This window comes from Niallia sp. FSL W8-0177, assembly GCF_038006285.1.
In the GTDB taxonomy this organism is placed as follows: domain Bacteria; phylum Bacillota; class Bacilli; order Bacillales; family Cytobacillaceae; genus Niallia; species Niallia circulans_A.
In genome coordinates, this window is sequence record NZ_JBBOUX010000001.1 from 715,913 (window position 1) to 729,006 (window position 13,094).

At 34.3% G+C, this 13,094-nt stretch carries 13 protein-coding genes; 7 read left to right on the forward strand and 6 right to left on the reverse strand.

The genetic code is table 11. From position 1 onward, the window contains the following. Window position 1: 1 nt before the first annotated feature. Window positions 2-1,834 (reverse strand): sensor histidine kinase, encoded by a 1,833-nt coding sequence (locus NST77_RS03465; RefSeq protein ID WP_341122736.1) that lies wholly within the window; start codon window positions 1,832-1,834, stop codon window positions 2-4. Between the two features lie 210 nt (window positions 1,835-2,044). Here NST77_RS03465 and NST77_RS03470 point away from each other — a divergent pair, with 210 nt between their 5' ends. From NST77_RS03470 to NST77_RS03495, 6 genes are all read left to right on the forward strand, one after another. Further along, window positions 2,045-3,325, forward strand: coding sequence for a sugar ABC transporter substrate-binding protein (locus tag NST77_RS03470; protein WP_095332181.1), 1,281 nt, complete (start codon window positions 2,045-2,047; stop codon window positions 3,323-3,325). A gap of 75 nt (window positions 3,326-3,400) precedes the next feature. Continuing rightward, window positions 3,401-4,294, forward strand: a complete 894-nt coding sequence (locus NST77_RS03475) for a carbohydrate ABC transporter permease (protein ID WP_204259854.1) — start codon at window positions 3,401-3,403, stop codon at window positions 4,292-4,294. Between the two features lie 14 nt (window positions 4,295-4,308). After that, window positions 4,309-5,151, forward strand: a complete 843-nt coding sequence (locus NST77_RS03480) for a carbohydrate ABC transporter permease (protein ID WP_095332185.1) — start codon at window positions 4,309-4,311, stop codon at window positions 5,149-5,151. A gap of 18 nt (window positions 5,152-5,169) precedes the next feature. Continuing rightward, window positions 5,170-6,270, forward strand: coding sequence for a glycoside hydrolase family 172 protein (locus NST77_RS03485; RefSeq protein ID WP_095332187.1), 1,101 nt, complete (start codon window positions 5,170-5,172; stop codon window positions 6,268-6,270). 95 nt (window positions 6,271-6,365) lie between these two features. Next, window positions 6,366-6,482 carry a DUF4023 family protein gene (locus NST77_RS03490; RefSeq protein WP_082138277.1) on the forward strand — a complete coding sequence of 39 codons (117 nt, stop codon included), beginning with the start codon at window positions 6,366-6,368 and terminating at the stop codon, window positions 6,480-6,482. A 710-nt stretch (window positions 6,483-7,192) separates the two neighbouring features. Further along, entirely contained in the window at window positions 7,193-7,468 is a 276-nt protein-coding gene (locus NST77_RS03495; RefSeq protein WP_095332193.1) for a YqhV family protein, read from the forward strand. Between the two features lie 90 nt (window positions 7,469-7,558). Here NST77_RS03495 and NST77_RS03500 read toward each other — a convergent pair whose 3' ends face one another. After that, window positions 7,559-7,981, reverse strand: coding sequence for a hypothetical protein (locus NST77_RS03500; protein WP_095332195.1), 423 nt, complete (start codon window positions 7,979-7,981; stop codon window positions 7,559-7,561). 188 nt (window positions 7,982-8,169) lie between these two features. Between NST77_RS03500 and NST77_RS03505 the strand changes: the two genes are divergently transcribed. Next, window positions 8,170-9,459, forward strand: coding sequence for an MFS transporter (locus tag NST77_RS03505; RefSeq protein WP_235850314.1), 1,290 nt, complete (start codon window positions 8,170-8,172; stop codon window positions 9,457-9,459). 29 nt (window positions 9,460-9,488) lie between these two features. Here NST77_RS03505 and NST77_RS03510 read toward each other — a convergent pair whose 3' ends face one another. From NST77_RS03510 to NST77_RS03525, 4 genes are all read right to left on the reverse strand, one after another. Further along, window positions 9,489-10,148: a YitT family protein gene (locus NST77_RS03510; RefSeq protein WP_235850315.1), complete on the reverse strand. Its 660-nt coding sequence runs from the start codon at window positions 10,146-10,148 to the stop codon at window positions 9,489-9,491. Window positions 10,149-10,391: 243 nt separating this feature from the next. After that, window positions 10,392-11,186, reverse strand: coding sequence for an ATP-binding cassette domain-containing protein (locus NST77_RS03515; protein ID WP_163186738.1), 795 nt, complete (start codon window positions 11,184-11,186; stop codon window positions 10,392-10,394). Between the two features lie 19 nt (window positions 11,187-11,205). After that, window positions 11,206-11,988 carry an aliphatic sulfonate ABC transporter permease SsuC gene (gene ssuC / locus NST77_RS03520; RefSeq protein WP_095332203.1) on the reverse strand — a complete coding sequence of 261 codons (783 nt, stop codon included), beginning with the start codon at window positions 11,986-11,988 and terminating at the stop codon, window positions 11,206-11,208. Next, the gene (locus tag NST77_RS03525) at window positions 11,985-12,986 is read right to left on the reverse strand and encodes a sulfonate ABC transporter substrate-binding protein (protein WP_095332205.1); all 1,002 of its coding nucleotides are present in this window, start codon (window positions 12,984-12,986) and stop codon (window positions 11,985-11,987) included. The genes ssuC and NST77_RS03525 overlap by 4 nt, the downstream gene beginning before the upstream one ends. Window positions 12,987-13,094 lie beyond the last annotated feature (108 nt).

Genomic DNA, 13,094 nt, shown 5'->3' on the forward strand with positions numbered 1-13,094 from the left:
TTTATCCTCCTAATTCTTCAAAAAATAATTCTTCCGATATCATTTGGTGGATAGTGAAGGAAACTAGAGTACCCTGTGGATGTAATCTACTTATTTGTATTGTCGGCTTTTCGGATGAATATAAAGATAATCGATAATTTACATTGCTTAGACCAAAATGATTTGTACGAAAAGCGTTATTGTTTAGAACCTGACATAGTGTTTCTATTTTTTCATCCGTAATTCCTCGCCCATTATCTTGGATCGTAAATTGAATAGCATCATTTTTATAGGTAATAGAAATTTGAATGAATAATGGTGTGTTAACATTATTCATTCCATGGTGGATACAATTTTCCAAAATAGGCTGCAGAACAAATTTTGGAATAAGAAAATTTTCAATTCCTTCCTCTTTCTCTATCTTCCAATGAAATTCCATGCTTTTGTTTAATTTTTCTAACTGGAGATAAACTTGAGCAATTTCTAGTTCATCCTTTATTAGGATAAGTTCATCGCCTTTCTTTAAAATCATCCGGTAGAAATGCGCCAATTGGGATATCATTTTATTTGCATCATCTATTCGACCAAGGGTCTGACAAGTTTTAATAGAATCAAGCATGTTATATAGAAAGTGAGGGTTTATTTTAGATTGCTCTAACTGATATTTCATTTTTTCTTCTTGTATTTTGAAATTTAAAATAGCATTAAAATTGGTATTTATCGATTCTGTCATATTGTTAAATGTTATTGCTAATGAATCAAATTCATCTTTAAATTCCTTTTCTTTATCTATAGGCAACTTAACAGAAATAAGATTATTGTTATCAAGAGAGATTGATTTAATCGTTTTAGCTATTGTTCTTATTTTTTTACTTAATTCCTTGGAGATGAATAAACTGCTGACAATGCTAATGATGATAACTAGTATGACCGCTGAAATTAAGATACTTATAAGGACTATAGTATTTTTAACAATATAGCTTGTTGGAACTTCTGTAACAATATACCAGCCAGTTATTTCGTTACGTTTAAAAATATACTGGTTATTCTTGATTTTAAATGGCCCTTCATTCGTTGCTATTTTGTTAAATATCTTTTTTTTCATTTGCTGGCCGATTAGCTTGCTATTATTATGTGCTAAAATAATCCCGTTTTGATCAATTAAATAGCTATTAATAGAAGCGTCAGTAGAACTTTCATCAAGTAATTGATTTACTTCCTGTGCATCTAAATCAAGAAAAATGGCATAATCTATTGTTTTTGTGTCTTTCTTTTGATAGGTGATAAAACAAGTTAAATACCTTTTCTTTTGATAAGACTGGTTTACCACAAAGGGCTCATTAATATTCTCAGATAGAATCCATTCTAGCTTGTTCGTATTAATAGATAGTTGCTGCTCGTTTATTCCACGTTTATGTAACTCACTTGTAGGAAAGAAGGTAATTCCTTCATCACTGAAAAGAAATTGTGGGTTTATATAAATGGTGATATTATCCAACAAGTAAGCTTCTTTTAAGTAAATAATATTATTCCTAACCGTACTATATGATTCTAATTGGTCCGATAACTTTTGTGGTGGTTGAATTACTAACGGGTATAAATAATTCTGAATTAAACTGGAAGCATTTTTCATCTGCTCAAAACGATTAGAAAGAATCACATTTAATTGATTACTTGAATAAGAGATGGAATCAAATATTTTATTTTTTGCAATATTGTAAGACAGAAAATAAGAGAGAACGCATAAAGAGATTAATGGGATAATGGAAGTAAGAAGAAAACTCCATAAAATCTTCTTTTGAAAACTAGTAAAGTATCTTTGAAAAAGTTTCTTTAAATAGAAGTATAGACGCATACAATATTTCTCCCCCTCCATTCAGAAACCGCTTACTTTTTATCCATAAGTTTATCTAGAAAAGTTTATTAAAGCAATAGATTTAAAAAATATAATCAATCAACAAATATTATATTTTTTAGATGAGAATTTATATTTAAGTGTTTTTTTTTCTTTTATATAATGAGTTCGAATATGTGAAAGCGTTTTATAAAAAGGGAGGTTAAGGGAATGCAGAAATCAAGAAAGTGGTACAGTATTGTTTTATGCTTAATGATTGTAACAGCAATTTTCCTAACTGGCTGTGTCGGAGTAAATAACACAAGTTCTAATGCTGATCAAGCTTCCGGAGGCGAAGGGAAGGCTGAAGGAGAGACTATTACTTTAATGACAAATGATTCAACAAAGGCAGGATGGTCTGTTTATCAGAAGAAAATAGAAGAGGCTACTGGAGTAAAGTTAAATATTATTGTTACACCTACCAACCCAGATGATATGGTAGCCAAAATGACGACTATTCTTTCTTCAGGTGATAATACAATTGATTTAATGCATGTTAATGATGAATTAATTACAGCCTTTTCGAGAGCAGACTATCTAGAGCCCTTAGAGAAAGAGGTTATGACTCCTGAGATCGTAAAGAATTTTTCTGAGCAATATATAAAGGATATACCGACTTATAATGGGAGCATCTTTTCCGTGCCTAGCTACTTAGAAATCTTAGCATTTTGGGTGAATAATGAATTATTGAAAAAAACAGGCATGGAGGCTCCAAAATCAAAAGAAGAATTTCTTGAGTACGCAAAAGCGGCAACAAAAGATGGTGTATATGGTTATGGAGGCTCATGGGAAAAAAGTTATGTTTTTAATGAAATTGGTACTTTTGTTAATCTTTTTGGCGGCGATTATTTTGATTGGACCAATCCAAAAACAAAAGAAGCATTGCAGTTTATGTATGATTTAGCACACAAAGAAAAGGTAACCCCGATATCCCAGCTTGCTGATATCTATGACCCTATGAATCAAAAATTTATTGATGGGAAATATGGAATGCTATTTATGTATACAGGTGCAATTCCTACATTTGAAGAAGCTGGGAAATTTAGTCCTGAACAATTAAATATAGAGCCAATGCCAACTTTTGAGACAAACGATGCCTTTATTGCTTCCTGGCATTATGTATTAAATAAATCTTCTGAGAAGAAAGCTGCATCAAAAAAAGTACTGCAATATATTGCTAGCCCTGATGGACAATTAGCATATAGCGAAATGTCTGGGAGACTTCCAGCACGTCTCGATGTAATTAATGATCCTAATTTTACTGCCAAAGGATTAGAGAGTGTCAAAGAATATATCAGCAATAGTACGTTGAGAGGTAGACCTTTAGTTCCTCAGGCTATGGAGTTTGTTAATGGAATTGGAGCGATATTCCAAAAGTTTATTTCTGATGAAATAAGTTTAGATGAGGCAGTAGAACAAGCTCAAAAGGAAATTGCTCGTTTAGCCAAGTAAGTACAATCTTGAAACAAATGAAGAGGATCAAATTTATATAGAATTTTGGTCCTCTTTATGGAAAGGGGCTATAAAATGAAGACTGTTCTTAATAAATCCTTTCAAAACAAGTTAGTTATTGCTTGGATTTTGATACTACCAGTATTAATTATTAGAGGATTTACGATTATTTATCCCATTATAGTTACCTTTATTAATAGTATGTTTGAAATTAATATGTTTAAAGGCGGAGTTGCAACATTTATAGGATTTCAAAACTTTTTTGCTATTTTTAAAGATGATAAGATTATTACTTCATTAGAATTCACATTGATTTTTACCATCATATCCATGATCTTTCATGTAATCTTAGGTATATTCTTAGCCGTTTTATTAAATCAGAAGTTTAAAGGAAGGAAGTTTTTACGAACAATTGTTTTAATACCATGGGCGATGCCTATGGTTGTAACAGGGTTAGCAGCAAGATGGGCATTTAATGATAGCTATGGTTTAGTGAATGATTTAATACGAAGAATCTTTACTACATTTCACTTCGATTGGTTAATTCACCCAGAATCTACAAGAATTGCGGTCATTTTGGTGGACTTATGGAAAGATGTTCCTTTCTTTGCGATTCTCGTTTTGGCGGGACTTCAGTTTATCCCAGAAGAGATTTATGAATCGGCTAAAATGGATGGTTCAAATGTGGTTAGAACATTTTTCTCTATTACGATTCCCCTAATAATGAAGAATTTGTTGACATTATGTATCTTTTTCACCATGTGGCGAATTGTTAGCTATGATATTGTCTATGCCATGACTACTGGAGGACCTGGTGATTCGACGAGTTTACTAGCATATAGAATTGCAGTAGAAGCTTTCACGAACTTAAATATTGGTTATGCCTCTGCTATAGCAGTACTTTTATTTTTGATGATGATTATTATCAGCAGTATAAGTTTATTAGGGATCAAGAAAAATGACTATTAGGAGGTATGTAAAGAATGAATATAAGGTCGACGAAGAGTTTTTATTTTTTTCTTAGATGGGGATTGACCTTTGTTGTAGCAATTATTATCTTGCTGCCTCTTTACTGGATTTTTATTTCATCTATAACGCCAAAGGGTTCTCTATTCCAAACTCCTATTGATTACTTTCCTAAGACCATTACTTTTCAAAACTATCAAGATTTATTTATTCAATTGGGAATTGGGGAAATGGCGATTAATACATTGTTGATTACTGGTTTATCTTTAGTTGCTTCTATTATATTTGGTACGGCAGCTGCATATGGATTTGCCAGATATGATTATTCAAGAGGGGTTAGCTGGGGATATAAATTGCTGCTGTTTTCAGCACTAATCCCACCAGTTATAACTGCGCGACCGCTATACGATTTTATGAAGTCGGTACAATTGGTCGATACCTATTTAGGGTTAACCATTTTATATACGAGTTCCTTGCTCCCGTTCTCTGTTCTAATTCTATATAATTTCGTGAAACAAATTCCTCCGTCTTTGGAAGAAGCTGCTCAAGTAGATGGAGCAAATTTTTTACAAGTATTATTCAAAGTATATTTTCCGCTGATGAAGCCAGCTATAGCTACTGTTAGTATTATTAACTTTATCCAATGTTTAAATGAGTTTTTTACCCCTTTATTTTTTTCTTACAAAATTAAAGTATTAAGTGTGGGGATTACAACGATTCCAAGAACAAGTAATTTTGAAGTTCCATGGGATTTAATAAGTTCTATGGGCTGGTTCATTACTTTACCTATTATTTTATTTGTGATGATTTTTGAAAAGAACATTATGGAAGGAATTATTGCTGGAGGAGTTAAACAATAAAAAAATTGGAGTGATACGATGTTTAATGGACTATCTACCTTACCTATTTTAAATAATGGAAGAACAAGAGCAATTAATGCGGAAAATCCTACAGGTGAAAAAGGAGGTGGAGGGAAGGCAGCAAGTAATCTTGGGCCTTCGCGAAAAGGGGCTCCGTGCTTAAGAGACATTAAATCAGGCGAAGTAAAAGTATTAGCTGAAATAGATGGACCGGGTGTAATTGAACATATTTGGATAACGGTTCCTGCAAAGATAAATGATAAAAATCCGTTTGTATTAAGAGATATTATTATTAGAATGTATTGGGATGATGAAGAGAATCCATCAGTTGAAAGTCCATTGGGAGATTTCTTTTGCTGTGGATTTGGGCAAGGGTGTTTAGTGAATTCCATGCCTATAGCTGTTAATCCAAATAGAGGAATGAATAGTTATTTTTCTATGCCTTTTCATAAAAAAGCACGCATTACGATCGAAAATCAATGCGAAGAAGCAATTCCTGCCTTTTTTTATCAAGTAGACTATTGCTTATATGATACTTTGCCAAAAGAAATAGCTTATTTTCATGCCCAATGGAGAAGACAGAGTATTACTGAAAAAGGACAGGATTATATTATTTTAGATGGTGTGAAAGGAAAAGGGCAGTATGTTGGTACGTATATGGCATTATCTACATTAGAAAGATATTGGTGGGGAGAAGGGGAGGTAAAGGTTTTTCTAGATGGAGACAAGGATTACCCGACTATTTGCGGAACTGGAACAGAGGATTATTTTGGTGGTGCTTGGAGTTTTGCAACATACGATGAGCATGGCAAAATGGATGAAACAACTTATTCTACACCTTTTTTAGGCTTTCCGTTTTATGCGAAACAGGATAATACCGTTGTTAATCCTTACCATAATGATGATGTACCGCCAATGCGTGGATTTTATCGCTGGCATATTATGGATCCTATTCGCTTTGAAGAGGAAATTAAGATAACAGTACAACAAATTGGTGTTAGCCATCGTGGATTGTTTGAGAGACAGGATGATGTTTCTACTGTTGCTTATTGGTATCAGACATTGCCCCATAAGCCATTCCCTGTTTTCCCTTTAAGAGAAGAACGATGGCCACGATAAATATATCATCCCTAAATTAGAATTAATTTGCTCTCCAAGAATGTAAATCCTCTAAACGGTTAAAATAACAAGAACAACTTTTAGGAGGGTTAATAATGGAAGACACAGGTAAATTCGTGGAAAAACTTAAGGATGATCAAAAGAAACAGGAAAAAAATAAAAAGCATGGTAAAGGACATCCAGAGGCTAAATTACCAAATAAGCAGCACTAAAAATACATGCTAAAGAACTGCACCTCATCTTGTTGACAAAAGGAATTTAGGAAATGCAAATGGAATTATTATGCATTGATTGGAGTGGAAGGGGTGAGACTCCTGTGGGATCTGCGAGACAGTCTGAGACCCTGCAGGCCTTTAGGTCGAAGCGGCTCAGCGCGAGCCCCACGGAAAGCGAACCCCTGCAACGGAAATCAATTCTTATTTAAAAGAATGTATATGTATAAACTAAGACAAACTCCTAATTACTGAATTAGGAGTTTGTCGATTTTCTGACTGCATCTTTATTTAGGTTGCAGTTTTTTAGGGTACTATTCTCTTTCTTTTTCAAAAAAATCCTTATTGCTATCACGAATTGATAGCAATTTGCATACTTTAACAAAGGATATAGAGGAGAAAGGAAGAGATGGAATGAAAATTGAAAAAGTCATGACATATTACGGATATGATTTGATGATTAATGAAATTTTACATAAGAAGTGTCTGAAGTGTAAACAGTGGTATAAATTTGATGGGGAGTTAGGTTATTGTAATTCATGTATAAGGGAGCTAGATAAAAAAAGACAGCGTTCTTTTAAACAATAGATTTGTTGGCTTTTACTATTCCGTTCGTAATCAAGTTTCTATTCCGAGCTTCAAAAACATGTCCTATTAAACATCCCACTGCATATAATGGTAGTAAATTTTGCTATTGGTGGGAGGAGTATATGTTATCGTTCATTGAAAAAGCAGTTCTCGGAATGGTTATCCTAAGATTATTATCAGGAAGCATAGAAATTACTGCAGCACTTTTGATGCTGAAGGCAAATGAAATAGAAAAAGCACTTATAATCAATAGCTCATTAGCAATAGTTGGTCCTCTTGTACTTATAGCAACTACCTTTATTGGCTTATGGGGTTTAACAGATAAAATATCCTTTGTTAAAATGATGTGGATTTTATTAGGAGTTGGGTTGATTATATATGGGGTGAAAAGCGAATAATGAATATAAATTGCCTTTTTTCTCCTTGTCAGGTGGTCAAAAGGCAATTTATTTTGCTTTTGTTTTGGAAGAATATCGCAAAAAAAAACATTAGGACATAATGACTTCCTTCGAAAGAACATTTTCGATTTTCCTAAATAATTTTTGGATTTCCTCGCCTTTAGAAATATTGACATTTATTTCACTCAGGCAATGCTCTTTAATTAAATCTATCTTTTTCTTTTTGTTCTCAGCCTCAGCCCCATCCTCTTCGCTTTCTTTGCCGTTAACATTTTTTAATAGCTGTTCATTTCCATGGTGATTTAATATCCAAAAGGTATAAGTTAAATTTGGTTTTTTTTCCGGATAACTGAAAAATAGGACAAAGTGAATAAAAAAGTCTTTATCAAAATACTGTAATGTGCCTCTAAGATAATTCTCTTCATTCTTACTAGAGGAAAGAGAAGTGCGAAATCCTTTTTTTAATCCAATTTGTTCTATTTCATCCAAGATGTATTCGATAAATAATTTCAATTTTTTTCCTCCGTTGTTCAAGTTTTATAACACTTAGCTAATGTATTTTCTCCCTCGTCAAGTGTTTGTATTCTAGAAATAAACATATTTTGTAAGACGGAATAACTTCTCCATGTACGGATAATCTAACTAAAGATCCCTAAAAATCATAAAATATAATGGAATACGGATGTATAGTAACGGAGGTATTGTTTGTGGAGAAAAAAAATACAAAAATGACTGCAGTAGCGATTGGTTCTATCCCGCTCATTATGACACTAGGAAATTCCATGTTAATACCAATACTGCCAAAAATGCAAACGGAAATTAATCTTTCTGCTTTTCAAGCTAGTATGACGATAACAGTTTTTTCTGTAGTTGCCGCTTTTTTTATTCCCATTTTAGGTTATTTATCGGACCGCTTTACACGAAAATCTGTTATTATTCCTGCTTTGTTTTTATATGGAGTTGGAGGAATATTAGCTGGATTTGCTGCAGCGAAATTTTCTCATGCTTATACATGGATTTTAGTAGGACGGTCTTTACAAGGGATAGGTGCTGCTGGAACAGCGCCGATAGCAATGGCATTAACGGCCGATTTATATAAAGGAGCGAAAGAAAGTAGGATTTTGGGACTTGTGGAAGCATCCAATGGATTTGGGAAAGTACTTTCTCCTATACTTGGTTCTGCCATTGCCTTAATTGTTTGGTATGGCGTATTTTTTGCTTTTCCAATGGTTGTATTAATTTCTATTATCTTGTCATGGATTTTCATTAGAGAGAAAGAACATAGTAAAAAGCCTCCATCTCCAAGCAAATATATAAAAGGGTTAGTAAGTGTTTTTAAACATGAAGGAAAATGGTTATTTACGGCATACTTAGCAGGGGCAACCTGTTTATTTACTCTCTTCGGTATTCTTTTCTATTTATCAGATACTTTAGAGAATACGCATAAAATTGATGGAATTATCAAGGGGTTAATATTAGCAATTCCCTTATTAATAATGTGTACAACATCCTATATTACAGGAAGTAAAATAGGAAAAAATCAAAAATTAATGAAAAAGTTAATCGTTCTTGGTTTTATTTTTGTCACTGCATCTTATGCAACCTTAAGTTTATTTAAGAGTCTTGTTCCTTTTATAGCAGTCCTTGCAGTCAGCAGTGTTGGAACTGGTTTAATTTTGCCATGTATTAATAGTTTTATTACAGGTGCTGTTGGCCAAGAAAGAAGGGGATTCGTTACCTCCTTATATGGTTCTGTGCGGTTCCTGGGAGTTGCAATCGGACCGCCAATTTTCGGAAGGTTGATGGATTGGTCTCGGATAGGTATGTTTTTATCAATAGCTGGATTTACTTGTCTCGTTGGTCTTCTAGCTTTGTTATTAATTAAAGTAGAGGATAAAAAACAACCGCAGGGAGAAAAAGGGAAGAAAGACAAAAAAGAAGCGGATGCAAAAGAAGTTATTCCTTTTTTAGAGCCTATTGAAGGAAGATAATAAGGATGTTGGGGATTATCCCGACATCCTTATTTTTTCCGCCAGGCAAAGGCAGGGCCAGGTATAGGTAGTCGGATTCTTAAATTATAGAGATAGGCAACAATCTGTGTGGATAACCATTGACAGATGAGGGCTTGTATCACAATTTGCCAATCGATAATATAAGCAGTGATAACAAATATTACCCCATTTATCCAAAATAATGGTCTACCTGGATTAATATTTCTATATTTGGAGATGATTAAAGCAATAACTCCGATTCCGCCATTCGATACACCTTGCCTTAAAAGTATGCCAATTCCCGTACCGAGTACCAAGGATCCCATAAGCATATCTATCCACACATTGGAAAAGGGTGTACTGAAATAGGCTTGGGAAAGATTAACGGCTATTGAAGTGATCGTAATTCCAAATAATGTTCCAACTGCACTGCTGCCGCCTAAGAAATGGAGGGCAAAAAGGAGCATAGAAGAATTGATTATCCAAAGAATAATACTTAGGGGAATGTTGAAAAAATAATGAAAGAGAACAGTTAAACCGCCAGCTCCTCCAGAAGGGATAGAATTTGGAAAAAGGAATATACCCATTGCACATCCTTGTATAATCGCTCCAAGCAAAATGAAGGAGTATTGTCTACATATTCTTCTAAATCGATAAGGTGAATAAGTTACCGGCTTTTTTTTTCTCAAAAAAATCATCCCTCATTTAGTATGCATGTCCACTATAATAACAAGTGTATGCAGAACCATGAAAAGGAATGACTTTTATTAGAGGAATGGGGAGTTTTTCTTCCAAGAGACTGTTCGCTTTAACTGATGGTCAGTTGATGGGGGTATCTTGTTTAAAAAGGAGTATTAGGTTTATTCTGTTGCCATGCTAAAAAGAAAGAAGAAGACCAGACAAAAAAAGTTAGTCTCCTCCAATAACACTTATTAATTTAGCTTTGGAATCGTTTTTAATGCTAAGTTTCGTTCCTCCTCAATCATTCGATGGGACTTTTCGTCGGTTGGATGGAGGATTTTTTTTAATATATCGTTTACTAAAGAGGCAAAAGCAGCATGATTTCGCTGGCGTGACTTTTCTAGAGTAATTGGTATATCTTGAGCAATAATGCCATCCTGAAGAACGATGACTCGATCAGCAAGTGCTACAGCCTCTTCGACATCATGTGTTACTAATAAAGAGGTAAATCCGTGGGTCATTTGAATATTTTCAATCATAGATTGCATTTCAAGACGGGTAAGAGCATCTAATGCTCCAAGGGGTTCATCAAGTAACAGCAACCTTGGTTTATGCATAAGAGACCGAGCTAATGCTACGCGCTGCTTCTGTCCGCCAGAAAGATTTGCTGGCCATTCATCTTTCTTATCTTCTAATCCAACATCACGCAAAACCTGAATAGCTCCCTCTCGGCGAATTCCTTTTACTCCTAATTTCACATTATCTAATACGCATTTCCATGGAAGCAAGCGTCCATCTTGGAACATCATGCATGCTTCCCTATTTAAACTATTTAAAGGTTTTCCGTCAATGAGTATTTCACCTTTAGTTGGTTTTTCTAACCCTGACAGTAAGCGAAGTAATGTACTTTTTCCACAGCCGCTTTTCCCGACAATTGCAAGGAATTCGCCTTGATTTATTTTAAGATTTAGAGATTTTAAGACTTTGGTTTCATTGTAGCTTTTTTCGAGATTTTTAATTTCTAGATATATTTTTTCTTTACTCATCTTCCAATCCTCCTTTACTTTAGGAATGTTTTTGGTAGCTAGGATGCCATTTAAGCCATCGTGTTTCCATAAAACGAGCGATTACATCGGAAAGTTTTCCAAGTAATGCATACAGGAGAATACTTAATACAATTACATCCATCCTCATAAATTCTCTTGCATTCATTGCCATATAACCAATCCCAGAAGTAGAGGATATTGTTTCTGCGACAATTAAAGTAATCCACATAATTCCTAATGAAAATCGTAAACCTACAAGTATGGAAGAAAGAGCGCCTGGAAATATAACGTTTAGGAAAAGAGAAAAGCCATTTAGCCCATACATTTTTCCCATTTCGATTAATCCTTTATCAACGGATTTAATACCATGATAGGTATTAAGGTAGACGGGGAATAAAACCCCTAAAGCTACAAGAAATACTTTTGCTTCTTCTCCAATCCCAAACCAAAGAATGACTAATGGTATTAGAGCTAAATGGGGAATATTTCGTAACATTTGAATAGAGGTGTCAAGTAATAGCTCTGTAAATCGGAATAAGCCGTTTAATAAACCTAATACAAATCCAATCGTACCACCGATCAGAAATCCAATAGACGCTCTCCATAAACTAATCCATACATGATGAGTTAACTCTCCCGTTTGAAAGAGATTTATGGCAGCCAGATAGACATCCGATGGAGCGGGAAGTATTCGTGATGAAATAATCCCTGCCTTAATAATCCATTGCCAGCCGATAAGCAATAAAATAGGAATGCCCCATGGCAATATTTTTTTTATGAAGTAGAGAGATGTTTTCTTCACTTTTCCTCATCCTTTAAATCAATTGTATAAACGTTCTCATTCACCTTTACTTTCTTTGGTATAAGTTGGAGATTATAAAAGGTATCTGCAATTTCTTGCTGTTCTTTTATAATTGAATCACTTATTTCTTCTACTCCATAAACTCTTCTTTCCACAGCCATTCTCATAGAGGCTTCATCAATACCCAAAATAGAGGAAAGCATTTTTGTTAAATCTTCTGGATGCTCATTTGCCCACTGACATGATTTTTGTATCTCTTCCATCACTACTTTAATAATATCCTCGTTTTCTTGAAGAAAGTCAGAGGAAGCTAGAAAGAAATCGCGGTCACTAGTTAGACCTTTTCCATTTACTAATAGTGTTGCATCAGCTTGTAACTGTGTATTTGCGGTAAAAGGATCCCACACAACCCATGCGTCAATTTCCTTTTTTTCAAAAGCAATTCTTGCGTCTCCAGGCGATAAGTAAGCAGGTTCTATGTCACTATAGCTTAAACCAGCTTTTTCTAATGCTTTTACTAATAAATAATGGGAACTACTTCCCTTGGCAAAACCGATTTTTTTCCCTTTCAGGTCTTCTAATGTCTTGATGGAAGAATCATTTTTCACTAAAATGCCAGAGCCTTCAAACTTTGATTTTCCTGCCGCAACATACTGTAAGGCAGAATTAGATGCTTGAGCAAAGATTGGAGGAGAATCACCTGACCGACCAAAATCTATACTTCCGGCATTTAATGCTTCAAGTAAAGCCGGGCCTGCTTGAAATTCATACCATTCTACTTTATATCCAAGTGGTTCTAAACGATCTTCTAATGTACCTAGCTCCTTCAAAATAAGGAGTGGTCCATTTTTTTGATAACCAATACGGAATACCTCATCATGGCTGCTATTCTCACCTGGCGGATTTGGTAATGAACAAGCAGAAAGAAAAATGGTAGATAAAAGCAGCATACATCCTAAGATTAAAGCGACTGTTTTCTTTCTTATTCTTTTTTTCATATAGAAGCATCATCTCCTCATACTTTTATTTTATTTGTCAGCTATGTTAAGGAAGCTTGTAGAAGATGATATTCTCTGCCATCAATCAATAGTTAGACATTAACGTAC

Bases quoted from the DNA above. Each gene is read 5' to 3' on its own strand.
- NST77_RS03465 (WP_341122736.1), bottom strand. From the start codon at position 1,834: ATGCGTCTATACTTCTATTTAAAGAAACTTTTTCAAAGATACTTTACT.
- NST77_RS03470 (WP_095332181.1), top strand. From the start codon at position 2,045: ATGCAGAAATCAAGAAAGTGGTACAGTATTGTTTTATGCTTAATGATT.
- NST77_RS03475 (WP_204259854.1), top strand. From the start codon at position 3,401: ATGAAGACTGTTCTTAATAAATCCTTTCAAAACAAGTTAGTTATTGCT.
- NST77_RS03480 (WP_095332185.1), top strand. From the start codon at position 4,309: ATGAATATAAGGTCGACGAAGAGTTTTTATTTTTTTCTTAGATGGGGA.
- NST77_RS03485 (WP_095332187.1), top strand. From the start codon at position 5,170: ATGTTTAATGGACTATCTACCTTACCTATTTTAAATAATGGAAGAACA.
- NST77_RS03490 (WP_082138277.1), top strand. From the start codon at position 6,366: ATGGAAGACACAGGTAAATTCGTGGAAAAACTTAAGGATGATCAAAAG.
- NST77_RS03495 (WP_095332193.1), top strand. From the start codon at position 7,193: ATGTTATCGTTCATTGAAAAAGCAGTTCTCGGAATGGTTATCCTAAGA.
- NST77_RS03515 (WP_163186738.1), bottom strand. From the start codon at position 11,186: ATGAGTAAAGAAAAAATATATCTAGAAATTAAAAATCTCGAAAAAAGC.
- NST77_RS03525 (WP_095332205.1), bottom strand. From the start codon at position 12,986: ATGAAAAAAAGAATAAGAAAGAAAACAGTCGCTTTAATCTTAGGATGT.